Origin of the sequence: Streptomyces sp. NPDC001904 (assembly GCF_040297005.1) — a bacterium.
Classification (GTDB): Bacteria; Actinomycetota; Actinomycetes; order Streptomycetales; family Streptomycetaceae; genus Streptomyces.
The window spans coordinates 320,019-345,362 of the sequence record NZ_JBEOYI010000007.1 but is presented as its reverse complement, the minus strand read 5'-3'; the positions used below and the strand labels follow the sequence as shown (position 1 = coordinate 345,362).

Annotated in this window: 27 protein-coding genes and 1 riboswitch; of the genes, 12 read left to right on the top strand and 15 right to left on the bottom strand. The window is 71.7% G+C overall.

Going from position 1 to position 25,344, the window contains the following annotated elements; all coding sequences use genetic code 11:
* Positions 1–20: 20 nt before the first annotated feature.
* Entirely contained in the window at positions 21–1,235 is a 1,215-nt protein-coding gene (rocD, locus tag ABT127_RS14875; protein WP_351449111.1) for an ornithine--oxo-acid transaminase, read from the bottom strand.
* Positions 1,236–1,362: 127 nt separating this feature from the next.
* Positions 1,363–1,449, top strand: a riboswitch (ZMP/ZTP riboswitch).
* Between the two features lie 28 nt (positions 1,450–1,477).
* Here rocD and ABT127_RS14870 point away from each other — a divergent pair.
* On the top strand, positions 1,478–2,926 hold the full coding sequence (locus ABT127_RS14870) for a glycine hydroxymethyltransferase (protein WP_351448989.1): 1,449 nt from the start codon (positions 1,478–1,480) through the stop codon (positions 2,924–2,926).
* An 8-nt stretch (positions 2,927–2,934) separates the two neighbouring features.
* Here the strand turns inward: ABT127_RS14870 and ABT127_RS14865 are convergent, their stop codons facing one another.
* Positions 2,935–3,609, bottom strand: a complete 675-nt coding sequence (locus ABT127_RS14865; RefSeq protein ID WP_351448986.1) for a hypothetical protein — start codon at positions 3,607–3,609, stop codon at positions 2,935–2,937.
* Positions 3,610–3,722: 113 nt separating this feature from the next.
* Between ABT127_RS14865 and trpS the strand changes: the two genes are divergently transcribed.
* Both trpS and ABT127_RS14855 read left to right on the top strand, forming a co-directional pair.
* Positions 3,723–4,736, top strand: a complete 1,014-nt coding sequence (trpS, locus tag ABT127_RS14860) for a tryptophan--tRNA ligase (RefSeq protein ID WP_351448984.1) — start codon at positions 3,723–3,725, stop codon at positions 4,734–4,736.
* Between the two features lie 66 nt (positions 4,737–4,802).
* Positions 4,803–5,405, top strand: coding sequence for a 2'-5' RNA ligase family protein (locus tag ABT127_RS14855; protein ID WP_351448981.1), 603 nt, complete (start codon positions 4,803–4,805; stop codon positions 5,403–5,405).
* A 155-nt stretch (positions 5,406–5,560) separates the two neighbouring features.
* Here ABT127_RS14855 and dprE2 read toward each other — a convergent pair whose 3' ends face one another.
* Both dprE2 and dprE1 read right to left on the bottom strand, forming a co-directional pair.
* Positions 5,561–6,316, bottom strand: a complete 756-nt coding sequence (gene dprE2 / locus ABT127_RS14850; RefSeq protein ID WP_351448979.1) for a decaprenylphospho-beta-D-erythro-pentofuranosid-2-ulose 2-reductase — start codon at positions 6,314–6,316, stop codon at positions 5,561–5,563.
* Positions 6,317–6,339: 23 nt separating this feature from the next.
* Complete coding sequence (gene dprE1 / locus ABT127_RS14845; protein ID WP_351448977.1) at positions 6,340–7,734, bottom strand: decaprenylphosphoryl-beta-D-ribose oxidase; 1,395 nt, start codon at positions 7,732–7,734, stop codon at positions 6,340–6,342.
* A 132-nt stretch (positions 7,735–7,866) separates the two neighbouring features.
* Between dprE1 and ABT127_RS14840 the strand changes: the two genes are divergently transcribed.
* From ABT127_RS14840 to ABT127_RS14825, 4 genes are read left to right on the top strand one after another with little or no spacing between them, the layout of a single operon-like run.
* Entirely contained in the window at positions 7,867–8,388 is a 522-nt protein-coding gene (locus ABT127_RS14840) for a phosphatase PAP2 family protein (RefSeq protein WP_351448975.1), read from the top strand.
* Positions 8,385–9,335, top strand: a complete 951-nt coding sequence (locus ABT127_RS14835; RefSeq protein WP_351448973.1) for a decaprenyl-phosphate phosphoribosyltransferase — start codon at positions 8,385–8,387, stop codon at positions 9,333–9,335. The genes ABT127_RS14840 and ABT127_RS14835 overlap by 4 nt, the downstream gene beginning before the upstream one ends.
* On the top strand, positions 9,332–9,808 hold the full coding sequence (locus ABT127_RS14830) for a GtrA family protein (RefSeq protein WP_351448970.1): 477 nt from the start codon (positions 9,332–9,334) through the stop codon (positions 9,806–9,808). Before ABT127_RS14835 ends, ABT127_RS14830 begins: the two co-directional genes overlap by 4 nt.
* Positions 9,796–10,716 (top strand): YihY/virulence factor BrkB family protein, encoded by a 921-nt coding sequence (locus ABT127_RS14825; RefSeq protein WP_351448967.1) that lies wholly within the window; start codon positions 9,796–9,798, stop codon positions 10,714–10,716. Before ABT127_RS14830 ends, ABT127_RS14825 begins: the two co-directional genes overlap by 13 nt.
* Here ABT127_RS14825 and ABT127_RS14820 read toward each other — a convergent pair.
* Complete coding sequence (locus tag ABT127_RS14820) at positions 10,637–11,995, bottom strand: D-alanyl-D-alanine carboxypeptidase family protein (protein WP_502971707.1); 1,359 nt, start codon at positions 11,993–11,995, stop codon at positions 10,637–10,639. The genes ABT127_RS14825 and ABT127_RS14820 overlap by 80 nt on opposite strands.
* On the opposite strand from ABT127_RS14820, the gene ABT127_RS14815 reads away from it, so the two are divergent.
* The 3 genes from ABT127_RS14815 (at position 11,994) to ABT127_RS14805 (ending at position 14,036) form a co-directional block, all read left to right on the top strand.
* Positions 11,994–12,236: an SCO4848 family membrane protein gene (locus ABT127_RS14815; RefSeq protein WP_351448962.1), complete on the top strand. Its 243-nt coding sequence runs from the start codon at positions 11,994–11,996 to the stop codon at positions 12,234–12,236. The genes ABT127_RS14820 and ABT127_RS14815 overlap by 2 nt on opposite strands.
* A 12-nt stretch (positions 12,237–12,248) precedes the next feature.
* Positions 12,249–13,499 carry a metallophosphoesterase gene (locus ABT127_RS14810; protein WP_351448959.1) on the top strand — a complete coding sequence of 417 codons (1,251 nt, stop codon included), beginning with the start codon at positions 12,249–12,251 and terminating at the stop codon, positions 13,497–13,499.
* Positions 13,500–13,637: 138 nt separating this feature from the next.
* Complete coding sequence (locus ABT127_RS14805) at positions 13,638–14,036, top strand: ATP-binding protein (protein ID WP_351448957.1); 399 nt, start codon at positions 13,638–13,640, stop codon at positions 14,034–14,036.
* 412 nt (positions 14,037–14,448) lie between these two features.
* Here the strand turns inward: ABT127_RS14805 and ABT127_RS14800 are convergent, their stop codons facing one another.
* From ABT127_RS14800 to ABT127_RS14780, 5 genes are all read right to left on the bottom strand, one after another.
* Positions 14,449–15,621 carry a D-alanyl-D-alanine carboxypeptidase family protein gene (locus tag ABT127_RS14800; protein ID WP_351448954.1) on the bottom strand — a complete coding sequence of 391 codons (1,173 nt, stop codon included), beginning with the start codon at positions 15,619–15,621 and terminating at the stop codon, positions 14,449–14,451.
* A 65-nt stretch (positions 15,622–15,686) separates the two neighbouring features.
* On the bottom strand, positions 15,687–16,388 hold the full coding sequence (locus ABT127_RS14795) for a TetR/AcrR family transcriptional regulator (protein ID WP_502971704.1): 702 nt from the start codon (positions 16,386–16,388) through the stop codon (positions 15,687–15,689).
* A gap of 10 nt (positions 16,389–16,398) precedes the next feature.
* Entirely contained in the window at positions 16,399–16,929 is a 531-nt protein-coding gene (locus ABT127_RS14790) for a thiol-disulfide oxidoreductase DCC family protein (RefSeq protein ID WP_351448952.1), read from the bottom strand.
* 14 nt (positions 16,930–16,943) lie between these two features.
* On the bottom strand, positions 16,944–17,351 hold the full coding sequence (locus ABT127_RS14785; RefSeq protein WP_351448949.1) for a hypothetical protein: 408 nt from the start codon (positions 17,349–17,351) through the stop codon (positions 16,944–16,946).
* 110 nt (positions 17,352–17,461) lie between these two features.
* Positions 17,462–17,869: a VOC family protein gene (locus tag ABT127_RS14780; protein WP_351448946.1), complete on the bottom strand. Its 408-nt coding sequence runs from the start codon at positions 17,867–17,869 to the stop codon at positions 17,462–17,464.
* An 84-nt stretch (positions 17,870–17,953) separates the two neighbouring features.
* On the opposite strand from ABT127_RS14780, the gene ABT127_RS14775 reads away from it, so the two are divergent.
* Together ABT127_RS14775 and ABT127_RS14770 are read left to right on the top strand one after the other, a co-directional pair.
* A complete protein-coding gene (locus tag ABT127_RS14775) occupies positions 17,954–18,349 on the top strand; it encodes a hypothetical protein (protein ID WP_351448943.1) in 396 nt (131 codons plus the stop codon).
* A gap of 1 nt (position 18,350) precedes the next feature.
* Positions 18,351–20,825 carry a DUF4132 domain-containing protein gene (locus ABT127_RS14770; protein ID WP_351448940.1) on the top strand — a complete coding sequence of 825 codons (2,475 nt, stop codon included), beginning with the start codon at positions 18,351–18,353 and terminating at the stop codon, positions 20,823–20,825.
* A gap of 72 nt (positions 20,826–20,897) precedes the next feature.
* Here the strand turns inward: ABT127_RS14770 and ABT127_RS14765 are convergent, their stop codons facing one another.
* The 5 genes from ABT127_RS14765 to ABT127_RS14745 form a co-directional block, all read right to left on the bottom strand.
* Positions 20,898–21,662: a succinate dehydrogenase iron-sulfur subunit gene (locus tag ABT127_RS14765; protein WP_111663979.1), complete on the bottom strand. Its 765-nt coding sequence runs from the start codon at positions 21,660–21,662 to the stop codon at positions 20,898–20,900.
* Positions 21,662–23,416: a succinate dehydrogenase flavoprotein subunit gene (gene sdhA, locus ABT127_RS14760; RefSeq protein ID WP_351448938.1), complete on the bottom strand. Its 1,755-nt coding sequence runs from the start codon at positions 23,414–23,416 to the stop codon at positions 21,662–21,664. The genes ABT127_RS14765 and sdhA overlap by 1 nt, the downstream gene beginning before the upstream one ends.
* Before the next feature lie 19 nt (positions 23,417–23,435).
* The gene (locus tag ABT127_RS14755) at positions 23,436–23,912 is read right to left on the bottom strand and encodes a succinate dehydrogenase hydrophobic membrane anchor subunit (protein WP_351448935.1); all 477 of its coding nucleotides are present in this window, start codon (positions 23,910–23,912) and stop codon (positions 23,436–23,438) included.
* Between the two features lie 8 nt (positions 23,913–23,920).
* The gene (gene sdhC / locus ABT127_RS14750) at positions 23,921–24,301 is read right to left on the bottom strand and encodes a succinate dehydrogenase, cytochrome b556 subunit (RefSeq protein ID WP_111663982.1); all 381 of its coding nucleotides are present in this window, start codon (positions 24,299–24,301) and stop codon (positions 23,921–23,923) included.
* A gap of 150 nt (positions 24,302–24,451) precedes the next feature.
* Positions 24,452–25,147 carry a 2-oxo-4-hydroxy-4-carboxy-5-ureidoimidazoline decarboxylase gene (locus tag ABT127_RS14745; protein WP_502971703.1) on the bottom strand — a complete coding sequence of 232 codons (696 nt, stop codon included), beginning with the start codon at positions 25,145–25,147 and terminating at the stop codon, positions 24,452–24,454.
* Between the last annotated feature and the right edge of the window lie 197 nt (positions 25,148–25,344).

Sequence of the window (25,344 nt, the reverse complement as noted above, 5' to 3'; positions counted from 1 at the left end):
GGCTGATCCCCGGCCGCGGATCAGACCTTCAGCACCGCCCGCAGCTGATCGAGCCCCCAGTCCAGATCCTCCTTGCCGATCACCAGCGGCGGCGCGATCCGGATCGTCGACCCGTGGGTGTCCTTCACCAGGACGCCCCGGGCCATCAGCTTCTCCGAGATCTCCCGGCCCGTGCCGTACGCGGGGTCGATGTCGACGCCCGCCCACAGGCCACGGCCGCGCACCTCGCTGACCTTGCCCGTCCCGGCCAGCACGCCCAGCTCGGCGTGCAGATGCTCGCCCAGCTCGGTGGCCCGCCGCTGGAACTCCCCGCCGCGCAGCATCGCGATCACCTCGAGCCCCACCGCGCAGGCGAGCGGGTTCCCGCCGAACGTGGACCCGTGCTCGCCCGGCCGGAACACGCCGAGGACGTCGCTGTCCGCGACCACCGCCGACACCGGCACGACCCCGCCGCCGAGCGCCTTGCCCAGCACGTACACGTCCGGCACCACGCCCTCGTGCTCGCACGCGAACGTCCGGCCGGTCCGCCCGAGCCCCGACTGGATCTCGTCCGCGATGAACAGCACCCCGCGCTCGCGCGTCAGCTCCCGTACGCCCGGGAGATAGCCGACGGGCGGCACCAGGACCCCCGCCTCGCCCTGGATGGGTTCGATGAGGACGGCCACCGTCTCGTCGGTGACCGCGGCCCGCAGCGCGTCGAGATCCCCGTACGGGACGATGTCGAAGCCCGGCGTGTACGGGCCGAAGTCGGCGCGCGCCTCCGGGTCCGTGGAGAAGCTGACGATCGTCGTCGTACGCCCGTGGAAGTTGTCGCTCGCCACCACGATCCGGGCCCGTCCGTCGGGGACGCCCTTGACCCGGTAGCCCCACTTGCGGGCGGTCTTCACGGCGGTCTCGACGGCCTCCGCGCCCGTGTTCATCGGCAGCACCATGTCCTTGCCGCACAGCTCGGCGAGCTGCGTGCAGAAGTTGGCGAACCGGTCGTGGTGGAAGGCGCGCGACGTCAGCGTCACCCGCTCCAGCTGGGCCTTGGCCGCGTCGATCAGCCGCCGGTTGCCGTGCCCGAAGTTGAGCGCGGAGTAACCGGCGAGCATGTCCAGATAGCGGCGCCCCTCGACATCCGTCAGCCAGGCGCCGTCACCGGTGGCGACGACGACCGGCAACGGGTGGTAGTTGTGCGCGCTGTGCGCGTCGGACGCGCTGATGAAGTCCTGCGTGGCGCGGTCGGGAGTCACAGAAGTCACGGGATCTCCGTTCGTACGGCACTCGGCGGGCGGTGCGGGACGGGCTTGTGGCCCGTTCCTATCGTGGCTCGCATGCCGGACGCGGAAACCTCGCCCGACGGCGCGCCCGGTAGTGTGAGAACGGAGCCGTGACTGGCGCGCTGGGATGGGACCGACCATCGGGGAGCGGCTCGTGAACTGTGTGCCGTGCGCCTGGGCCGACCGCGAACCGACCGTGTCCGGAGGCAGTCCCCATGACCCAGCCCGACCTCACCCCCGAGTCCACCGCGTACCGCGCCGCTCTCGACGTCGTACGGAGCGTCGAGCCGCGCATCGCCGACGCCATCGGCCAGGAACTCACCGACCAGCGCGAGATGCTCAAGCTGATCGCGTCCGAGAACTACGCGTCCCCGGCCACGCTCCTGGCCATGGGCAACTGGTTCAGCGACAAGTACGCCGAGGGCACCGTCGGCCGCCGCTTCTACGCCGGCTGCCGCAACGTCGACACCGTCGAGTCGATCGCCGCCGAGCACGCCCGCGAGCTGTTCGGCGCCCGGCACGCCTACGTCCAGCCGCACTCCGGCATCGACGCCAACCTGGTCGCGTTCTGGGCCGTCCTCGCCGACCGCGTCGAGGTGCCGTTCCTGGCGAAGACCGGCGTCCGGCAGATGAACGACCTGACCGACGCCGACTGGGCCGAGCTGCGCCAGGCCTTCGGCAACCAGCGGATGCTCGGCATGTCGCTCGACGCGGGCGGCCACCTCACGCACGGCTTCCGCCCGAACATCTCTGGAAAGATGTTCGACCAGCGTTCCTACGGCACCGACCCGGCCACCGGCCTCATCGACTACGAGGCCCTGCGCGCCCAGGCCCGTGAGTTCAAGCCGCTGATCCTCGTCGCCGGCTACTCCGCCTACCCGCGGCTGGTGAACTTCCGGATCATGCGCGAGATCGCCGACGAGGTCGGCGCGACGCTCATGGTCGACATGGCGCACTTCGCGGGCCTCGTCGCGGGCAAGGTGCTCACCGGCGACTTCGACCCGGTCCCGCACGCGCAGATCGTGACGACCACCACCCACAAGTCGCTGCGCGGCCCGCGCGGCGGCATGGTGCTGTGCGACGACTCCCTCAAGGACCAGGTCGACCGCGGCTGCCCGATGGTGCTCGGCGGCCCGCTGCCGCACGTCATGGCCGCCAAGGCCGTCGCCCTCGCCGAGGCGCGGCAGCCCGCCTTCCAGGACTACGCGCAGCGCATCGTCGACAACGCCAAGGCGCTGGCCGAGGGGCTGACCCGGCGCGGCGCCACGCTCGTCACCGGCGGCACCGACAACCACCTCAACCTCATCGACGTCGCCTCCTCCTACGGCCTCACCGGCCGCCAGGCCGAGTCCGCGCTGCTCGACTCCGGCGTCGTCACCAACCGCAACGCCATCCCCGCCGACCCGAACGGCGCCTGGTACACCTCCGGCATCCGCATCGGCACCCCCGCGCTCACCACGCGCGGCCTGGGCGCCGCCGAGATGGACGAGATCGCCGCCCTCATCGACCGGGTCCTGACCTCCGCCGAGCCGGGCACCACCAAGTCCGGCGCCCCCTCCAAGGCGAGCCACGTCCTGGAGCCGAAGGTCGCCGACGAGGTGGGCCGGCGCGCCGCCGACCTGCTGAGCGGCTTCCCGCTGTACGGGCAGATCGACCTGGGCTGAGCCCGGCGTCAGCCGACGAGCTGCTGCCGCGGTTCCCGGGGTTCCCGCCCCGCCCGCAGCAGCCGCCCCCGGAACCACCACGCCGCCGCGGCCGCGGCCAGCCCCACGACGAGCCCGCCCAGCGCCCACAGGAGCCGGTCCCGCAGCGGTACGCCGTCGTGCGCGTCGGCGCGCTCGGCCGGGAACACCCCCGCGTGCCGCAGCTCGGCGACGAGGCCGGGGGAGGCGCGGTGCCAGCGCAGATCGTCGTCGTTCACGTCGACCATGGGGTCCGTGCGGATCCACGGAGTGCCGTCGTCGGCGACGATCAGCTGGTCCTGGCGCTCGATGACGGTGTCGGTGCCGGGCGCCCGCCGGGTCTCCGGCCAGCCGCCCACGCCGGTCACGCCCCACACGATCGTCGCCACCACGGGCGGGAACCGGCCGTCGTCCCAGGCGCTCGGCACCGGTTCGGTCACCGCGTCGAACTCCGCGGTCAGTTGTTCGAGCCGGGCGAAGTTCGGGTCCTCGTCGTGCAGCGACACCGACGGTCCCGCCGCGGCGCCCGGGGCGATCACCACCGCCAGGTCGGGGACGTCCGCCGAGCCGGGTCCCACCGGCCTGGCCTGTGCGGACCCGCCGCCCACCAGCACCAGCAGCACCGCGGCCGACGCGGCCAGGCGGACCGTCCGTAGTCCTCGCATTCCCCACCCCCGACGCAGCGCCCGGCGTGATCCGGGTCACGGGAACACCGTAGTGGCAGACCTGTCGTGCACCTGTCCCCATTCCATGAGGGACACCTGAGACAATGGGGCACATGGCCTCTGAACGTCCCCGTGTGCTTTCCGGAATCCAGCCCACCGCAGGCTCGTTCCACCTCGGCAACTACCTCGGCGCGGTCCGCCAGTGGGTCGCCCTCCAGGAGTCCCACGACGCCTTCTACATGGTCGTGGACCTGCACGCGATCACCATTCCGCAGGACCCCGAGGTGCTGCGCCAGAACACCCGGCTCGCCGCCGCGCAGCTGCTGGCCGCGGGGCTCGACCCGGAGCGGTGCACGCTGTTCGTGCAGAGCCATGTGCCCGAGCACGCGCAGCTCGCCTGGGTCATGAACTGCCTCACCGGCTTCGGCGAGGCCAGCCGGATGACCCAGTTCAAGGACAAGTCCGCGAAGCAGGGCGCCGACCGCGCGAGCGTCGGCCTCTTCACGTACCCGATCCTCCAGGTCGCGGACATCCTCCTGTACCAGGCCAACGAGGTCCCGGTCGGCGAGGACCAGCGCCAGCACATCGAACTGACCCGCGACCTCGCGGAGCGGTTCAACGGGCGGTTCGGCGAGACGTTCACGATCCCGAAGCCGTACATCCTCAAGGAGACGGCGAAGATCTTCGACCTCCAGGACCCGTCGATCAAGATGAGCAAGTCGGCCTCCACGCCGAAGGGCCTCATCAACCTGCTCGACGAGCCGAAGGCCACCGCCAAGAAGGTCAAGAGCGCGGTCACCGACACCGAGACGGTCATCCGCTACGACGCCGAGAAGAAGCCCGGCGTCAGCAACCTCCTGACCATCTACTCGACCCTCACCGGAACCGGTATCCCGGAACTGGAGCAGAAGTACGAGGGCAAGATGTACGGTGCGCTCAAGACGGACCTGGCCGAGGTCATGGTCGATTTCGTGACGCCGTTCCGGACCCGTACCCAGGAGTATCTGGACGACCCGGAGACCCTCGACGCGATCCTGGCCAAGGGGGCGGAGAAGGCGCGGGCCGTCGCCGCCGAGACCCTGGCCCAGGCGTACGAGAAGGTCGGCTTCCTGCCCGCCAAGCACTGAGGTCCCGTACGCCTCGCGCAGCAGTAACACCACCGCCCGCCCGCCACACGACGACAGGAGTACGACGTGGGGACCGTAACGATCGGTGTCTCGATCGCGGTCCCGGAGCCTCACGGCAGCCTGCTCCAGGAGCGGCGCGCGGGCTTCGGCGACGCCGCGGCGCACGGTATCCCCACGCACATCACGCTGCTCCCGCCGACCGAGGTGGACGGCGGGCAGCTGCCCGCGATCGAGGCGCATCTGGCGGAAGTCGCCGCCAGCGGGCGGCCGTTCGCGATGCGGCTGTCCGGCACCGGTACCTTCCGGCCGCTGTCGCCGGTGGTGTTCGTGCAGGTGGTGGAGGGCGCGGAGGCGTGCACCTGGCTCCAGAAGCAGGTGCGGGACGCCTCCGGTCCTGTCGCGCGCGAGCTGCAGTTCCCGTACCACCCGCATGTGACGGTCGCGCACGGGATCGCCGAGGAGGCGATGGACCGGGCGTTCGCGGAGCTGGCCGATTACGAGGCGGCCTGGCCGTGCACCGGGTTCGCCCTGTACGAGCAGGGGGCGGACGGCGTGTGGCGCCGCCTCCGCGACTTCGCCTTCGGCGGGCCTTCGTTGCCGGGCCAGGCCCTGCGCCGCAGCGCAAGCACCCGAACCTCCCCCTCCGCCCGCCCCGGCGGCCCTCAGTAGGAGCCACGCTCCGAGCGCGGGCGGCTGTCAGCCCCGTCAGGACGCTGTCGATCGCGGGCCGGTGTCCGCCCCGTCAGGGGCGCGGGGAACTGCGCGAGAAGCCCCCACCGGGGCCGCACCCGCGAACGGGGCTGAACGGGCTGCCCCTCAGGGCGCTATACCGGGAGGCGGCGGAACAAGGGGCGCGGGATGTGGCGGAGGCCCGCCATCACCGCGCGGAGAGCCCCGGGCACCCAGACCGTCTCCGAGCGGCGCCGCAGCCCCAGCTCAATGGCGGAGGCCACCGCGTCCGGCGTCGTCGCGAGCGGCGCCTCGGCGAGCCCGGCGGTCATCTTCGAGCGCACGAACCCGGGCCGCACGACCATGACGTGCACCCCGGTGCCGTGCAGCGCGTCGCCCAGCCCCTGCGCGAACGCGTCGAGGCCCGCCTTGCTCGACCCGTAGATGAAGTTGGAGCGCCGGGCCCGCTCGCCCGCGACCGACGACAGCACCACCAGCGAGCCGTGGCCCTGGGACTGCAGCGCCCGCGCGCACACCAGGCCGGCCGAGACGGCCCCGGTGTAGTTGGTCTGCGCGACGCGCACGGCGGCGAGCGGATCGCCCTCGTCGCGCGCCTGGTCGCCGAGGATGCCGAAGGCCATCAGGACCATGTCGATGTCGCCCTCGGTGAACACCTTCCCGAGGATCTCCTCGTGGGACTCGGAGTCCAGCGCGTCGAAGGGGACGGTGCGCACGTCGGCGCCCGTCTCGCGCAGCCCGGCGGCGGCCTCGTCGAGCGCCGGGGACGGACGGCCCGCCAGCCACACCGTGCGGGTGCGCCGGGTGATCAGACGGCGGGCGGTGGCGAGCCCGATCTCGGACGTGCCGCCGAGGACGAGCAGGGACTGGGGGATGCCGAAGGCGTCCTTCATGAGGGGCGAACTCCTGTGAGGGGTCAGAGGGAGAGGCGGCGGGACAGGTCCGAGCGGAACACCCCGGCCGGATCGAGCCGCGCCCGCAGCGACCGGAAGTCGGCCAGGCGCGGGTACATCGCGTCCAGCAGTTCGGGGCGCAGCCGCGAGTCCTTCGCGAGGTAGACGCGGCCGTCCGCGGCGGCGACCTCGTCGTCGAGCTCGTCGAGGAAGGTGCCGAGGCCCGGCAGGTTCGCGGGGATGTCGAGGGCGAGGGTCCAGCCCGGCATCGGGAAGGACAGCCAGCCCGGATCGCTGTCGCCGAACCGCTTGAGAACGGCGAGGAAGGACGGGCAGCGCCGCTCGGAGACCCGCCGCACGATGCGGCGCAGGGCCTCCTCCTGCCCGTGCCCGACGACGAACTGGTACTGCACGAAGCCGCCGCGCCCGTAGACCCGGTTCCAGTGCGGTACGCCGTCGAGGGGGTGGAAGAACGTGGCGAGCTTCTGGATCTCACCGGTGCGGGACCTGGGCGCCTTGCGGTACCAGAGTTCGTTGAAGAGGCCGACCGTGGTGCGGCCCAGCAGGCCCTCGGGGACGAAGGCGGGCGGCGCGGGCAGCCGGCCCGGGCGGAAGGCCAGCGGGGCGCGGCGGGCGCGGGCGGGCAGGGCGTCCAGCGGGGCGTGGTCGCCGCGGGTGAGGACGGCGCGGCCCAGGGCGGTGCCGCGCGCGAGCAGGTCGATCCAGGCGACGGAGTAGCGGTAGCGGTGGTCGGTGGCGGTCAGCCGGGCCATCAGGTCGTCGAGGTCGGTGGCGCGCTCGGTGTCGACGGTCATCAGCGACGTCTCCACGCGCTGGAGCCGGACCGTCGCGGTCAGGATGACGCCGGTCAGGCCCATGCCGCCGGCGGTGGCGTCGAACAGCTCGGTGCCGCGCTCCACCATCCGCACCTCGCCGTCGGCGGTGAGCAGTTCGAGGGCCTCGACGTGCCGCGAGAAGGAGCCGTGGACGTGGTGGTTCTTGCCGTGGATGTCGGCGCCGATCGCACCGCCCACCGTCACGTAGCGGGTGCCGGGGGTGACCGGAACGAACCAGCCGAGCGGCAGCAGGACCTCCATCAGCCGGTGCAGGGAGACGCCCGCGTCGCAGAGCACGGTGCCGCCCGCGGCGTCGATGGCGTGGATGCGGTCCAGGCCGGTCATGTCGAGGACCGCGCCGCCCGCGTTCTGCGCGGCGTCGCCGTAGGCCCGGCCGAGGCCCCGGGCGATGCCGCCGCGCCGCCCGGCGACGGCGCACTCCCGGACCGCGGCCACCGTCTCCTCGTAGCTGCGGGGGCGCACCAGGTGCGCGGAGGTCGGGGCGGTGCGGCCCCAGCCGGTGACCGGCACGGTGTCGTAACCGGGGCTCGTGGGTGCCGTGGGTGAAGGAGCTGCAGCCATGACGGCGACCGTATCGTCCGTAGAAGGTCGCTTTGCCCCAAATCTCATATTCCCTCACCGAAATGGGTGATTGAGGGGGTGTCATCCGAAATGGCGCGGGCTGCGAGCCGGTCGGCCTCCACAGTGAGCCACATGGACGACATCGACCGCCGATTGCTGTCAGCGTTGCGCGACTGCGGCTCGGACCGGCGCGTGGCGGCGGCCGCGCGAGCGCTGTCCTGGGCCGGGGAGCACGGCGCGCTCTGGCTCGCCGCCGGGCTCGTGGGCGCCGCCGCCGACCGGGAACGGCGCCCGGCCTGGCTGCGCGCCACCGCGCTGACCGCGGGCGCCCACCTGGCCAGCATGGGCGTGAAGCGCGTGGTGCGCCGCCCGCGGCCCGAGGCCGGCGCCGGGATCGAACCCCTGGTGCGCACGGCGGGCCGGCACTCCTTCCCCAGCTCCCACGCGACCGCGGCGGCCGCCGCCGCGGTCGCCTACGGCGCGGTGCGGCCGGTGGGCGCGCAGTGGGCGCCGCCGATCGCCGCCGCCATGTGCGTCTCGCGGCTCGTCGTCGGCGTGCACTACCCGTCCGACGTGGCCGCGGGCGCGGCGCTGGGGGCGCTGACCGCGCGGCTCGGGGCGCGCTGGGCGGCCGCCGGGGGTGCGCCCCGATGACGGACGGCGCCAAGGGCGCGGCGGTCCTGGAACGGCCGCCCGAGGTACGGCAGCGGGTCACCCCGCTCGGACTGCCCGCGGGCCTGCTGCGGACCGCACGGCCCCGGCAGTGGGTGAAGAACGTCCTGGTCGTCGCCGCCCCGGCCGCCGCGGGCGAACTCTTCTCCCGGCACGCGCTGGCCCAAGTGGCGCTGGTCTTCTGCCTGTTCACCCTCGCCTCGGCGGCGGTGTACCTGATCAACGACGCGCGCGACGCCGAGGCCGACCGCGCGCACCCGGTCAAGCGGAACCGCCCGGTGGCCGCGGGACAGGTGCCCGTCCCCGTCGCCTACGCCACGGGCGCGGTCCTCGCCGCCCTCGCGCCCACCGTCGCGGCGGCGCTGTGCAACCCGCTGACGGCGGCGCTGCTCACCGCGTACGTCGTCATGCAGCTCGCCTACTGCGTCAGCCTCAAGCACGTACTCGTCGTCGATCTGACCGTGGTGACCACCGGGTTCCTGATGCGGGCGATGATCGGCGGGCTCGCGCTCGGCATCCCGCTGTCGCGCTGGTTCCTGATCACCACGGGGTTCGGCGCGCTGTTCATGGTCTCCGCGAAGCGGTACTCCGAGGCCGTGCAGATGGCCGGCAAGGAGGGCGCCACGCGGGCCCTGCTGAACCAGTACACGACCGGATACCTGCGCTTCGTCTGGCAGCTCGCGGCCGGGGTCGCCGTGCTCGCCTACTGCCTGTGGGCGATGGAGGAGGGCGGCGTCGCGCGCACCAGCCTGCTGCCCTGGCGGCAGCTGTCGATGGTGGCGTTCATCCTCGCCGTGCTGCGCTACGCCGTCTTCGCCGACCGGGGCACGGCCGGCGAGCCGGAGGACGTGGTGCTGCGCGACCGGGCCCTCGCGGTCATCGGCCTGGTGTGGCTGGCCATGTACGGACTCGCGGTCGTCGACTGGTGAGCCGGCTGCGGGCGCTGGGACCGGAGCTTGCCGCCTTCGCGGGGGTGGGGCTCTGCGCGTACGCCGCCGACCTCGGCCTGTTCGTGTGGCTGCGCGGCCCGGCCGGGTTCGACCCGCTCACCGCCAAGGCGCTCTCCTTCGTGGCGGGCTGCTCGGTGGCGTACGCGGGCAACGCCCTCGGTACCTACCGGGGCGCGGCGCCGCGGGTCACACGGCTGCGGCAGTACGGGGTGTTCTTCGCGGTGAACGTGGCGGGCGCGCTGGTGCAGTTGCTGTGCCTCGCCGTGTCGCACTACGGATTCGGGCTGACGTCGCAGCGGGCGGACACCGTATCCGGAGCCGGGATCGGCATGGCGCTGGCCACGGTCCTGCGGTTCTGGGGTACCCGCACTCTGGTCTTCGGCGCGGACGCCCACCGCGCGGGACCGATGGAAACGGCCGATCAGGGCAGGGTTGGATCATGGACTGGCTGAAGAAGCTCCCCGTTGTCGGCCCCCTGGTGAGCCGGCTGATGCTGACGCACGCCTGGCGCGCCTACGAGCGGCTGGACGCGGTGCACTGGGCGCGGCTCGCGGCGGCGATGACGTTCATCAGTTTCCTCGCGCTGTTCCCGCTGCTCACCGTCGCCGCGGCGATCGCCGCCGGCACGCTGTCCACCGCGCAGCAGCAGGAACTCCAGGACAAGATCGGCGACCAGGTGCCGGGCATCTCCGACCAGCTGGACATCCAGGCGCTGGTCGACAACGCGGGCACCGTCGGGGTCGTCGCCGGCGCGCTGCTGCTGTTCACCGGCATCGGCTGGGTCGGCTCGATGCGGGAGTGCCTGCGCGCCGTGTGGGAGCTGCCCGACCCGGACGAGAACCCGGTCATGCGCAAGCTGAAGGACGCCGGGATCCTGGTCGGCCTCGGTGGCGCGGGCCTCGCCTCGATGGTGGCGTCCACGGTCGCCTCCACCGCGGTGGACGCCACGGCGGACGGGCTCGGCCTCGACAAGAACGGCTGGGGCGGTTTCCTGCTCCAGGTCGCCGCGTTCGCGATCGCCGTGCTCGCGGACTTCCTGCTGCTGCTCTACGTCCTGACGCTGCTGCCCGGGGTGGCGCCCGAGCGCCGCGATCTGGTGACCGCGGCGCTGATCGGCGCCGCCGGGTTCGAGCTGCTGAAGATGCTGCTCGGCGGCTACATCAAGGGCGTCGCCGCGAAGAGCATGTACGGGGCGTTCGGCACGCCGGTCGCCCTGCTGCTGTGGATCAACTTCACGGCGAAACTGCTGCTGTTCTGCGCCGCCTGGTCGGCGACCGGCGTCAGCTCCGCTTCTGAGCCGGCCACTTCTTCCGCACCAGGAACACCGCGGCGGCCAGCACCACCAGCGACCCACCCGTGATCGCCAGCGCGATCCCGACACCGCTGGAGCCGTCCGTCGAGGCGACCGCGGCGTGCGCGTCGGGCTTCGCGGGACCGGCGTCGCCCTTCGGCGCGGCCGAGCCCGACGGCGCGGCGGCCGTCTTCGCCAGCACGAGATGGCCGACCGGGGAGACCTTGCCGTCGGCCTCGAAGCCCCAGTCGAGCAGCCGCGCGGCCTCCTTGTAGACCGCGAAGGACTCGGTGGAGCTGGGGTTCATCACGGTGACGAGGAGCTTCCTGTCGCCGCGCTGGGCGACACCGGTGAAGGTCGCGCCCGCGTTGGTCGTGTTGCCGTTCTTGACGCCCGCGATGCCCTTGTACGGCGAGATGCCGTAGTCCCCGGTGAGCAGCCGGTTGGTGTTCTGGATCTCGAAGCGCTCGGTCGTCTTCCCCTTCTTCTGCTTCATGGGGAACTTGGCCCGGGCCGTCGCCGCGTACTCGCGGAAGTCCGGGTTGTGCAGCCCGGAGCGGGCGAACAGCGTCAGGTCGTACGCGGACGAGGTCTGGCCCGGCATGTCGTAGCCGTCGGGGCTGACCACGTGCGTGTCGTTCGCCTGCAGTTCGTCGGCGTGGGCCTGCATGTCCTTCACGGTCTGCGGGACGCCGCCGTTCATGGCCGACAGCACGTGCACCGCGTCGTTGCCGGACTTCAGGAAGACGCCGAGCCACAGGTCGTGGACGGTGTACGTGAAGCCCTCCTTGATGCCGACGAGGCTGGAGCCCGCGCCCATGCCGGCCAGGTCGGAGGGGACGACCTCGTGCGTCGTCGACTTCGGGAACTTGTGCAGGACGGTGTCCGCGAACAGCATCTTCAGGGTGCTCGCGGGCGGCAGTCTCCAGTGCGCGTTGTGCGAGGCCAGGACCTCGCCGGACTCGGCGTCGCTGACGATCCAGGACTTCGCCGTCAGGTCCTTGGGCAGGACCGGCGCGCCGCCGCCGAGCTCCACCTGGGTGCCCGCCTTCGCCAGCCGGGCGCCACCGATGTCCGACATCGTCGCCGGAGGCTTGTCGTCCTTCTTGTCCGCGGCCGCCGCCGCGGGGGCGATCCCTGTCAGTGTCAGGGCACAGGCGGCCAGGACGAGCGCGGACTTCTGCAAGTGCGCGGACTTCTTCGGGTACGAGGTGACGTACGACTCATGGGCAGACACGGACGAGAACGTACAGGTACCGGGCCCGTAAGTCTCCGCCGAGGTGTCCTGTGTCTGCGCCGCCCCACCCCGGCGGCGGTGCGCGGCGCGCGCTGGCGATACTGAACGCATGAAGCTCAGTCGCCCCGTCTCCTGGTTCCTGCTCGCCTTCGGGGTGTGGTCATGGATCATCTGGATCACTTTCGCCAAGAATCTGTGGAAGGACGGCAGCGGCCTCGCCTTCGACGACGCCGGGGACCCGACCGCGTACTTCTGGGTGCACCTGACCCTCGCGATCGTTTCCTTTGTCTTGGGGACGGTGGTCGGAGTGATCGGGTTCCGTGGCGTGCGCGCCCTGCGCAGCGCCCCGTAGCGGCGGCCGGTCATGGTCGTCGTGTTCGTCCTCGTCGCCGTCGCCGTGCTCGCGGCCTTCGCCGGGCTGCACTACTACGCGTACCGCCGCCTGGTCAGGGCCACGACGGCCGGGCCCGGGTGGCCCCGGCGCCTGGGCGCCGCCGTGTTCGTGGCGGGCCCCGTCCTGATGTTCGCGGCGCTGGCCGCCGAGCGGGCCGGAGCACCCTTCCCGCTGCAACGGGCGCTCGCCTGGCCGGGGTTCCTGTGGATGGCGTTCGCCCTCTACCTGCTGCTCGCGCTGCTGGTGGGGGAGGCGGTGCGGCCGCTGCTGCGGCGGTGGTCCGACCGGGGACCGCGCCGCTCCGAACCGGCCGCCGCCCCTGAACCGGACTCCGAACCCGCCCCCGAACCCGAACCGGAGCCGGAGGCCGCGCCCGGACCCGCGCCCGTCGCCGCTCCCACCCGGCGGCTCGTCCTCGCCCGCACCGTGGGGGCCGCCTCCGTCGTCGCCGCGGCGGGGATCGTCGGCAACGGCGCGTACGGCGTGCTGCGCGGCCCGAAGGTGAAGCGGGTCACCGTCCCGCTGGCCAAACTGCCGCGCTCCGCCCACGGGTTCAGGATCGCCGTGGTCAGCGACGTGCACCTCGGGCCGGTGCTCGGCCGGGGCTTCGCCGAGCGCGTCGTCGACATCGTCAACGGCACCCAGCCCGATCTGATCGCGGTCGTCGGCGACCTGGTCGACGGCAGCGTCGAGGACCTCGCGCCCGCCGTGGCGCCGCTCGCCCGGCTCCGCTCCCGCCACGGCACGTACTTCGTCACCGGCAACCACGAGTACTTCTCCGGCGCCGACCCGTGGGTGGCGCACGTCCGCGAGATCGGCATGCGGCCGCTGGCCAACGCCCGGGTGGAGATGGGCGCGTTCGACCTCGCCGGTGTCAACGACATCAGCGGCGAGAATTACGGCGAGGGCCCCGACTACGGCAAGGCGCTCGGCGACCGCGACACCTCCCGCGCGGCCGTGCTCCTCGCGCACCAGCCCGTGATGATCCACGAGGCCGTGCGGCACGGAGTCGACCTGCAGCTCTCCGGCCACACCCACGGCGGCCAGCTCTGGCCGGGCAACTTCGTCGCGGACGCGGCCAATCCGACCCTCGCGGGCCTGGAGTCCTACGGCGACACCCAGCTCTACGTCAGCCGGGGCGCCGGGGCCTGGGGGCCGCCGGTGCGGGTGGGGGCGCCGTCCGACGTCACGGTCGTCGAGCTGGCGTCCCGTCAGGCCTGACCGAATACCGACGTGCTGTCGGTGACTGTGGTGGCACTCAGCGTATTCATGCCCCAGCATCTTGAGTCGCAACTGTGTTCACGTTGTACGTGAACGGACAAAGTGGTTCGGCGACGGATGAGAAGGAGGTGGCTACGTGTGTTGCGGCGCAGTGCGTTCAGACTGCCCCGGCACCCGGCATCGGTGGGGCTCGCGCGGCTACGGGTGCGCGATCATCTCGCGGTCTGGGGGCACACAGGGCCGGCTGAAGCGCTGGACACCGCGATTCTGCTCGTGTCCGAACTGGCGACGAACGCGGTGCGGCACGGTCCGGTGCGGGAGCGTGAGTTCGAGGTCGCGGTGACGGTGCTCGCGGACGGCTCGTGCTTCCTCGAGGTGTCGGACGCGTCGTCGGCCGAGCCGGAGGTGAGGGTGCCGGTCCCGGCCGACGGGGAGCACGGGCGGGGGCTGCATCTGGTCGATGCCCTGGCCGAGGCCTGGGGTGTCTGGCATCGCGGTCGCCACGGCAAAACTGTCTGGGCCCTGATCCGGTCCTGACCCTTTCTGCAAGGAGCGGGGCCCGGCCCCAGCCCTCTCCGTGTTCGTTTCCCGGCACTTCTCTGAGGCAGTTCGTCACGCGCGCCCCGGTGGCCGCTTCTCGCGCAGTTCCCCGCGCCCCTGAGATGCGCACTGCGTGCGGCATCTCATCTTGAGAGGCGCGGCGGAGCCGCAGCCTCAAGGGGAGGCGGCGCGAAGCGCCTGCCTCAGGGGCGCGGGGAACTGCGCGAGCAACCACGACGAGAGCCGCGCGTGGCAGACGGCCCGGGGGCGCGGGGAACTGCGCGAGCAACCACGACGAGAGCCGCGCGTGGCAGACGGCCCAGGGGCGCGGGGAACTGCGCGAGAAGCCCCCACCGGGGCGCCACCCGAAGGACAACCCAACACGGGGCGCGGGGAGACCGAGGGTGCCCTATGCGCGCCGTCGCCCGGTAGGCCGTCCCCGACGTCGCAGAGCCACCAGACTCCCGCCGGCCAGCGCAGCGACCACGGCGGAACCCCCGAGCGCCCACTCCTCCCGATGCTCGGCGGAGCCGGACCCGCCGGTGGACGCCTGCGCCCCGGCGGCCGGCGACGCCGACTCCTTGGGCAGCTCGCTCAGCGGCACGACCAGCTCCCCGACCGGGCTCACCCGGCCCCCGGCCGTGAACCCCCAGTCGAGCAGCGCGGCCGTCTCCTCGTAGACCTCGGCCCCGGCCCCGGGATGCATGACGGTCGCCAGAAGAGTGCGGCCGTCACGGGTGGCGGCACCGGTGAAGGTGTTCCCCGCATGGGTCGTGTAGCCGTTCTTGACGCCGATCAGCCCCCGGTACGGAGCGACCCCCTGCCCGGTCAGCAGCCGGTCGGTGTTCTGGATCTGGAAGGTCTTGGAGCCGCCCGCCGGGAAATCGGCGACGCGCGTGGCGCAGTAGCCGCGGAAGTCGTCGTTCTTCAGCCCCGCGCGGGCGAAGAGCGTGAGGTCGTACGCGGAGGAGAGCTGCCCCTTGTGGTCGAAGCCGTCGGGGCTGACGACATGGGTGTCGTTCGCCTGGAGGTCCTTCGCGCGGGCCTGCATCTGCGCGACGGTCTCGTCGACGCCGCCGTTCATGTGGGCGAGGACGTGCACGGCGTCGTTCCCGGAGCGCAGGAAGACGCCCTGCCACAACTGGTGGACGGTGTACGTGGTCCCGGCCTGGATGCCGACGAGACTGGACCCGTACGGGATTCCGGCCAGGTCCTCGGCGGTCACCCGGTGCCTGTCGGTGCTGTCGAACTTCGGCAGCACGGTGTCCGCGAAGAGCATCTTCAGGGTGGAGGCGGGCGCCAGCGCCTTGTGCGCGTTGCAGGAGGCCAGCACCTCACCGCTGTCGTTGTCGGCGACGAGCCACGCGCGGGCCTTGAGCCCCGGCGGCTTCGCGGCCCCGGCACCGCGCCGCACCTGCACCCCGGACGCGCCGAGCCGCGCACCGCCCACGGCCTGAGCGGCGGACGCCCGCTGCGCGGGCAGGGCGAACGTGGCGGCCGCCCCGATACCGAGACCGAGCGCGGCGCGACGGCTGAACGGGGAGGACGACGGCTGATGCGGGGACGAGGCTGTGCCGGGCATCCCGCGAAGGTACAGCTCAAAGCTGAGGCAAAGGTAAGAGGGGTCGGTCTACGAGGTGTACGGGATCAGGGCGTCCCCGGAGGCTTCGGGCGGGTCATCCCCGGCAGGAAGTCGGTGAACAGTTCGTGCACCTCGAGGACGAGCGGCCGCAGCACCCGGAACCGGGCGAGCGCCACGCCCCGGGTCGTCAGACGTGCGCCCCGGCCGGCCAGGCGGCGGCTGCGCTCCCGGCCCTCCGAGGAGTCGAAGACCCAGTACAGCACCAGGCCCATCTGCGACAGCCACATCAACTCCGGCAGGATCTCGGCGAGTTCGGCGGGCACCTTCGCCTTGGACCCGGTGAGCACTTCCCGGTGCATGGCGATCGCCGTCTGCCGCGCGCGCTCCGACTCCGGTGAGAACGGGCTGAGCGGCGACTCCGGGTCGGCCGCGTTCTTGAAGAACTGCGCCGCGAACTCGTGGTACGGCTCCGCGATGTCCAGCCAGGCCCGCAGCACCCCGGCGAGCCGGGCCTCCAGATCGTTCTCCGTGTCGAGCACGGACCGGACCGCCGCCTGGTGCTCGGCGGTGATCCGGTCGTAGAACCCCTGGATGAGGTGTTCCTTGCCCGCGAAGTAGTAGTACGCGTTGCCGACCGAGACCCCGGCCTCCTGGGCGATCGCGCGCATCGTGGTCTTGTCGTAGCCCCGCTCCCGGAACAGCCGCATCGCGGTCTCCAGGATCAGCGCCCGCGTCTGCTCGCTCTTCACGGTCTTCTCTGCTGCCACGCCGTCGAGCCTAATCGGCCGTACGGCAGCCGCTGTCGCACCCTGCCGCCGGTGCCGCCGGCTCCTCCCCGTACCCGTAGGCCTCGTGGAACCAGCCGCCTTGCGGGTCGTACCGCCAGCCGTCCGAGCGGCGGTAGGCGCCGCCCCCGGCCCGCGCACCCCACTGGGCCTCCCGGTACCTGGCGGCCCCGAGCACCACCTGCTTGGCGACCTTCATCCCGGCGGGCGTCGCCATCCGGTGGGCGGTGGGCCGGTACTCGCGCAGTGCCCACATGCACACGACCCAGGCGGCCTGACCGCGGTAGACCTGCCCGCCGTCGGCGACCACGGTGATCTCGCCGAGCGTCGCCGCGTGATCCAGGTCCGGGAAGAGCCGCCGGGCCCGTGCGTGCCCGGCCGGGACCAGATCGAGCGGCACCAGCTGCCGCTGCTTCACCAGCCAGTTCCGCACGAAGGTGCAGAGCCGGCACTCGGCGTCGTACAGCACCGTGAGCCGGCGGACCGGGACGTCCCCCCGTGCGCCCCGGTCCGCTTCCCCCACGACTCCCACCGCACTCACACCCCGGCCGCCGGAGCGGCCCACCCCTGCGGCGGGACCGGCGGCTGCTGCTCACGTTCCATGAGCCCGCGCCGCCGGATCCTGTTGAGGACGTAGACGTTCCCCAGGTGCATCACACCGAGCGCGAGCAGGACGACCCCGAGCTTGGTCGACAGCGACTCGAAGATCTGGCGTGTGGTGGTGATGGTCTCGTCGCCGCTCAGGTACAGGGCCACGAAGCCGAGGTTCACCAGGTAGAAGCCGACCACCAGAAGGTGGTTGACGGCGTCGGCCAGCTTCTCGTTGCCGTGCAGCACGTCGGAGAGAAAGATCCGGCCGTTGCTGCTCAGAGTGCGTGCCACCCAGACGGTCAGCCCGATGCTGACGGCGAGATAGACGACGTACGCCACGACTGTGAGGTCCATGCCCCACCCTCCTTGAACGCGTTCAAAAACGCTGACAGGGATGAATGTAGACCTGTTTTTGAACACGTTCAAGCGAGAGTCGTCCTACGGGACGGGACGTGACGCGGATCTCAAGTGCGGGCCAGCTCCGGGCGCTTGAGGTAGTCGGTGAAGCCGATGACGTTGCCCCACGGATCGGCGAACTCGACGACGTATCCGGTGGAGGTGGAGAAGGGCGGGTCGAGGAGTTCGATCCCGGCCGCGGTCAACTGCTCGCCCGCGGCCCGCGCGTCGCGCACCTCCAGCCACAGCCGCGCCGCGGGCCACGCGGGGGAGCGCGGACCGAACTCCTCCTCGGTGCGCAGCAGCAGCCCCGGGGTCTCCTTGCCGGCGCCGAGCAGGGCGATCCCCGCCTCGTCGAACCGCACCTTCACACAGAACCCGGCGCGCTCGTAGAAGGCGACGGCCTCGCCGAGGTCGCCGACGGGGAACAGGGCGTTGTCGAAGCCGAGGACATCCAGTCGATCATCAGGTGACATTCCGTCAGATTAGCGGTCGAGTCGGGCAAAAGGCGTGCAGCGGGGGCGGGGGGATTGTCAGTGGTGGCCCGTACGGTCCTGGACATGGGGACAGTGACGTTCGTCGACGAGACGACAGCGGGGCACAGGGACACGGCCTTCGGCCTGGAGATCGCCGAGGAGCGGCTCACCGTACGGGAGCTGATCCGGCGGCGGGTCTTCCAGGAGGTCGCGGAGTTCAACGCGCGATCGGCGGACCGGGTCTTCCAGGGCCTGGTCCAGCCGGAGCACACGGAGCGCGTGCTGAACGGATACGCGCTGCGCACCCCGCGCCGCATCGACCCCGAGGCCCAGACGGCCCGCGCCCTGACGGCGTTCGGGGGGAGCGGCTTCCTGGTCCTGGTGGGCGACCGCCAGTTCACCGACCCGGACGAGGAGATCGAGCTGGGGCTCGGCGCCGAGGTGACCTTCCTGAAGCTCGTCGCGCTGGTGGGTGGCTGACATGCGGATGGTGCTCAGGCTGGACCGGTTGCAGGACCACGCGGCCGCGGGGGACGCCGCCGCGCTCGCGCGGGAGGCGCTGGACGCGGCACTGACGAGAGAAGGGCACAGCGCGGACGTGTGGAACAGGATCGTCGCGTTCGTGGAGACGCTCGACACCACCCTGCGGGCCCGTACGGCACAGGAGTTGCGCCGGCTGCACCCGGAGCGCCGGGCCGGCGAGCGCGCCCGGCCGCAGGCGCTGCGCCTGCTGACCGCCGTCGGCGCGGACCTGCCCGGCGACCCGCTCGCGGCCGAGCGCACGGCCGAGCTGGAGCGCTTCGGCCTGGAGGACGCGGTGTCGTACGGGAACGGCGTGGCCGCGGTCGCCGAGGCCGAGCTGGCCGCGGGCCGCACCCTCTCCGCGCCCGTCGTGGCCTACGTACGCCGCTGCGCCCTGGAGACCTACAGCGACCGGGAGATGACGGCCCTGGCCAGAAAACTGACGGACCCGGTGCTGAACGTGGGGGAGCAGTGGGCCGAGCGGGCCCTCGCCCACGCCGCCGCCGACGATGCCGCCGCCTGGCGCGCGCTGCTCGCCCACGCGGCGACCGCGACCTCGGCGAAGCCCACCGCCACGTGGGACAGGGCGGCGCTCGCCCTCGTCGAGCCGCTCGGCGCCGAGGCCGTGCGGACCGCGGTGCTCGACTGGCTGCCGCTCGTCGGCCGCCCCCGCACCTTCGAGCTGGCCACCTTCCGGTACGGCCCGGACGCGAACCTCTGCTTCGACCCGTTCAACGCGAACGCGCTGCGCGGCCTCACCTGGATCCTCGCCCTGCTCCCCGCCCGCCCGGACACCGCCCGCGCGCTCGGCGCGCTCGTCGAGACCGCGCTCAAGAAGGTGCCGGGCCTCGGCCCGGTCAACCCGAAGGTGGCGAACGCGGGGGTCAACGCGCTGGCGAGGATCGACGGCGAGGCCGCCCTCGCCGAGCTGGCCCGGCTGGCCACCCGCCTCACCTACAAGGCCACCGTCAAGCTCCTGGAGGCCGCCCTCGACGCCCGCGCGAGCGCCATGGGCCTGACCCGTGAGGAGATCGAGGAGCTGGCCGTACCGGCGTACGGGCTCACCGAGGTCGGCCGCGCCGAGTTCCGTCTCGGCGACACCACCGCCCGGCTGGAGGTGCGCGGCACCAAGGCCGTCCTCGGCTGGGTCGCCGCCACCGGCAAGAGCGTGAAGTCCGTCCCCGCCGCCGTCCGCCGCGACCACGCGGACGAGCTGAAGGAGCTCAAGGCGGCCGTCAAGGACATCGACAAGATGCTCAGCGCCCAGGCCGAGCGCCTCGACCGGCAGTTCCTCGCCCGCCGCACCTGGTCCTACGCCGCCTGGCGCGAGCGCTACCTCGACCACCCGCTGGTCGGCGCCCTCGCCCGCCGTCTGCTGTGGACCGTCGACGGCACCGCGGCCGGCTTCGCCGACGGGGAGCTGCGCACCCTCACCGACGACCCCGTCACCACCGGCACCGAGGTCACCCTCTGGCACCCCGTCGGCCGCGACCCCGCCGAGGTCGTCGCCTGGCGGGACTGGCTGGAGCGGCACGCGGTCACCCAGCCGTTCAAGCAGGCCCACCGCGAGGTGTACCTGCTGACCGACGCCGAGCGCACCACGGGCACGTACTCGAACCGGTTCGCGGCGCACATCGTCCGCCAGCACCAGTTCCACTCCCTCGCCGCCGTCCGCGGCTGGCGCAACAAGCTGCGGCTGAGCGTGGACGACGAGGCACCGCCCGCCACCCGCGAGCTGCCGCAGTGGGGCCTGCGCGCCGAGTACTGGATCGAGGGCGAGGGCCAGGAGTACGGCGTCGACACCACCGAGTCGGGCAGCTATCTCCGGCTGCGCACCGACCAGGTCCGCTTCTACCCGATCGACGCCCCGGAGAACGCGGCGCACTGCTGCGGCGGCGAGTACCGGATGTGGCTGCGCGACGGCCAGGAACCCGTCGAGCCGCTGCCGCTCGGCGAGATACCGGAGCTCGTCCTCTCCGAAGTGCTGCGCGACGTCGACCTGTTCGTGGGCGTGGCCAGCGTGGGGAACGATCCGACGTGGCAGGACGGCGGCCCCGGCGGCCGCTTCCGGGAGTACTGGACCTCGTACGGCTTCGGTGAGCTGAACCAGAGCGCCGAGACCCGGCGCGCCCTCCTGGAGCGCCTCGTGCCGCGGCTGGCCATCGCCGACCGCTGCCACCTCGAGGGCCGCTTCCTGCACGTCAAGGGCGAGCTGCACACGTACAAGATCCACCTGGGCTCCGGCAACATCCTGATGACGCCGAACGACCAGTACCTGTGCATCGTGCCGAAGTCCGGCGGCGGCGCCGCCGACACCGGCTACCTGCCCTTCGAGGGCGACCGGGTACTGGCCGTCGTCCTCAGCAAGGCACTGATGCTGGCCGCGGACACGAAGATCACCGATCCGACGATCCTCAGCCAGATCCGCCGCTGACACGGTCCTCGAACGGGCGTGGGCCCCGCTCCGGGAAGGAGCGGGGCCCACGGCACGGCGGGACCGGGAAGGTCAGTAGCGGCGCGTGATCAGCGCGCGCTTCACTTCCTGGATCGCCTTGGTGACCTCGATGCCACGCGGGCAGGCGTCCGTGCAGTTGAAGGTGGTGCGGCAACGCCACACACCGTCACGGTCGTTGAGGATCTCCAGCCGCTGCTCCCCGGCCTCGTCGCGCGAGTCGAAGATGAAGCGGTGGGCGTTCACGATGGCGGCCGGACCGAAGTACTGGCCGTCGTTCCAGAACACCGGGCAGGACGACGTGCACGCGGCGCACAGGATGCACTTGGTGGTGTCGTCGAACCGCTCGCGGTCCTCGGCGGACTGCAGACGCTCGCGCGTCGGCTCGTTCCCCTTGGTGACCAGGAACGGCATGACGTCCCGGTACGCCTGGAAGAACGGGTCCATGTCGACCACGAGGTCCTTCAGCACGGTGAGGCCCTTGATGGCCTCGACCGTGATCGGCTTCTCGGGGTTGATGTCCTTGATGAGCGTCTTGCAGGCAAGGCGGTTCTTGCCGTTGATGCGCATCGCGTCGGACCCGCAGATGCCGTGCGCGCAGGACCGGCGGAAGGTCAGCGACCCGTCCAGGTCCCACTTGATCTTGTGGAGGGCGTCGAGGACGCGCTCCTTCGGGTCGATGTCGAGCTGGAAGTCTTCCCAGGTCGACTCCGCCGAGACCTCCGGGTTGAACCGGCGGATCCGGAAGGTGACCGTGATGAGGTGCGAGCCGTTGTCCGCCTCGAGCGCCTCGAGCTTGTCCATGGTCGGAGTAGCCATCAGTACTTACGCTCCATCGGCTGGTAGCGGGTCTGGACGACCGGCTTGTAGTCGAGACGGATCGTCTCCGTGCCGTCGTCGCCGACCTCGCGGTACGCCATGGTGTGGCGCATGAAGTTGACGTCGTCGCGGTTCGGGAAGTCCTCGCGGTAGTGACCGCCGCGGGACTCCTTGCGGGCGAGCGCGCTGGTCGCCATGACCTCGGCCAGGTCGAGCAGGTTGCCCAGCTCGATGGCCTCCAGGAGGTCGGTGTTGAAGCGCCGGCCCTTGTCCTGGATCGACACGTTGCGGTAGCGCTCGCGCAGCTCGGCGATCTTCTCGACGGCCGTCTTGATCGTCTGCTCGGTGCGGAACACCATCACGTTGGCGTCCATGCACTCCTGCAGCTCGTTGCGCAGGACCGCGACGCGCTCGGTGCCCGTGGAGTTGCGCAGGTGCTCGACCAGCTCCTCCACCAGCGACGCCGGGTTCTCCGGCAGCTCGACGTAGTCGGCCGTGTGGGAGTACTCGGCGGCCGCGATGCCCGCACGACGCCCGAAGACGTTGATGTCGAGCAGCGAGTTGGTGCCCAGGCGGTTGGCGCCGTGCACCGACACGCAGGCGACCTCACCGGCGGCGTACAGACCGGGGACGACGGTGGTGTTGTCCGCGAGGACCTCACCCTCGACGTTCGTCGGGATGCCGCCCATGGCGTAGTGCGCGGTCGGCTGGATCGGGATCGGGTCCGTGTAGGGCTCGATGCCGAGGTACGTGCGCGCGAACTCCGTGATGTCCGGGAGCTTCGCGTCGAGCTGCTCCGGCGGGAGGTGCGTGAGGTCGAGGTAGACGTGGTCGCCCTCGGGACCGCAGCCGCGGCCCTCACGGATCTCCGTGTAGATGGAGCGGGACACGACGTCACGGGACGCGAGGTCCTTCATGACCGGCGCGTACTTCTCCATGAAGCGCTCGCCGTCCTTGTTGCGGAGGATGCCGCCCTCACCGCGGGCGCCCTCCGTCAGCAGGATGCCCATGCGCCAGATGCCGGTCGGGTGGAACTGGAAGAACTCCATGTCCTCCAGCGGGATCCCGCGCCGGTAGCAGGCGGCCTGGCCGTCGCCGGTCAGCGTGTGCGCGTTCGACGTCACCTTGAAGAACTTGCCGGTGCCGCCGGAGGCGTAGATGACCGCCTTCGCCTGGAAGACGTGGATCTCACCGGTGGCCAGCTCGTAGGCGACGACGCCCGCGGAGCGCTTGACGCCGTCGACCTCGACGATCAGCTGGTCCAGGACGTAGAACTCGTTGAAGAACTCCACGCCCTCCTTGACGCAGTTCTGGTACAGCGTCTGGAGGATCATGTGGCCCGTGCGGTCCGCGGCGTAGCAGGACCGGCGGACCGGCGCCTCGCCGTGGTTACGGCTGTGGCCGCCGAAGCGGCGCTGGTCGATGGTGCCGTCCGGGGTGCGGTTGAACGGCAGGCCCATCTTCTCCAGGTCGAGGACCGAGTCGATGGCCTCCTTCGCCAGGATCTCGGCGGCGTCCTGGTCGACCAGGTAGTCGCCGCCCTTGATCGTGTCGAAGGTGTGCCACTCCCAGTTGTCCTCCTCCACGTTGGCCAGCGCGGCGGCCATGCCGCCCTGCGCGGCGCCCGTGTGGGAGCGGGTGGGGTACAGCTTGGTCAGCACGGCGGTGCGGCTGCGCTTCGTCGACTCGATGGCCGCGCGCATGCCCGCGCCGCCGGCGCCGACGATGACGGTGTCGTACTTGTGAATCTTCACGGTTTCGCTCGCCTCGGCTTTAACGGATGTTGGGGTCGAAGGTGAAGATCACCAGCGTGCCCAGCAGGACGGTGAAGACCGTCGCGGCGTACAGCAGGCCCTTCAGCCACATGCGGGTGGTGGGGCGCTCGGCGTAGTCGTTGATGACGGTACGCAGGCCGTTGGCGCCGTGCAGCATCGCGAGCCACAGCATCAGCAGGTCCCAGCCCTGCCAGAACGGGGACGCCCAGCGGCCGGCCACGAAGGCGAAGCCGATCTTGGAGACGCCGCCGTCGAGCACGAGCTGGATCAGCAGGTGGCCGAGGACCAGGACGACCAGGACGACACCCGAAAGGCGCATGAACAGCCAGGCGGCCATCTCGAAGTTGCCGCGCGTGGAGCGCGGGGTCTTCGAGGTGCGCTTGCGGGGGGCCTCGATGAACGGCGCGGGGTTGTCGACGTCGTAGAGCGAGACGCCCTCGACGGGGCCGACGCCGGAGGTGGTGTCAGTGGACATGTCTGGCCTCAGCTCCCGAAGAGTTCACGGACGGCGTGGCCGAGGACGGGGTACAGGGCCCCGACCATCAGGACGACCCAGATGCCCACGACGGTCCAGAGCATCTGCTTCTGGTAGCGCGGGCCCTTCGACCAGAAGTCGACGGCGATGACACGCAGGCCGTTGAGCGCGTGGAAGAGGATGGCGGCGACGAGGCCGTACTCCAGCAGCGCGACGATCGGCGTCTTGTAGGTGGAGACAACATCGTCGTACGCCTCGGGGGAGACGCGGACGAGAGCGGTGTCCAGGACGTGTACGAACAGGAAGAAGAAAATGAGGACACCGGTGACTCGATGAGCCACCCACGACCACATGCCTTCCCGGCCGCGGTACAGCGTTCCAGCCGGCACGGAAGAACCCTCCGGGAGCGGGGACTGAGGGCCGCGCCGGCTTCGGTGTCGGTCGGGCCCGGCCGGGTACGGTCCACCGGCCGCTCGTCATCGTATCGACGAGTTGTCGGCTCGCTCGCCCGGGGGCCTTCGGTGTGATCAAACAGGCAATCAAACAGGCACGTACGGGCTATTGCCGACGCATTCCCGCTCCGCGCCCCGCTCCGCCGGTCCCGGGCCCGCCGCGGGGACGGCCGGACGATCGGTGCGCTCCGGGCGGTTCAGCAGATCCGGGAAGTTCCGGACCAGCCGGACGATGCGCCCCCGGGCGAGTCGCCGCAGTTCGTCGGCGGCGACCACCCGCTCCTCCTCCCGGTCGTTGCCCAGGCGGTCGCGCAGGGCGCTGAGCAGGTGGTCGAGGGCCTCGTCGGGCGCGGTGTCGTCCAGGCAGACGACGAACGTGTGCCCGAAGCGGTCCTGGTAGGCCGCGTGCGCCGCGGCGAGTGCGGTGTGCGCGGCCGAGTAGACGGCGGCGACCGCCGGCAGCGGCAGGCTCTCGCGGCCCAGGGCCTCGGTGACGTCGGCGGGCGCCAGGTCGTACGACGCCTCGTCGGCCGCCGCGAGCAGCGCGTCGAGGTCGGGGTACGGACGGTGGGCGGCGAGCCGGTGCGCCCAGGCACGGCTGGCGCAGCAGGAGTGCAGGGCCTGTTCGGCGGCGTGCCGCGGCAGCGCGTTGAGCCGGGTGAGTCCCTCGTGCGGTGTGACCTGCGCCGGTATGGGCAGGCGGTCGGGGCCGAGAGAGGGGCGGTGCGCGGACAGCGGGTGCCTCCGGCGGCTGGGATCGGTGGTGCGGGGTGCTCTGGTCATTCTGACGACGCGGGGCCCCATCGGGTTGTGCGGTGAAACGGAGTTTGTTTGTGGCGCAACGCTAGCGAGGCCTGATTGCGACTGTCCGACGGATGCGCGAATTTCACTCGGACGGGGAGTTTGATGGCCTGAAGTGGACGGGCGGGGTCCCCATGGGTCTGCGCCCGCGCGCCGTGGAGCCCACGATGAGTCTGCGA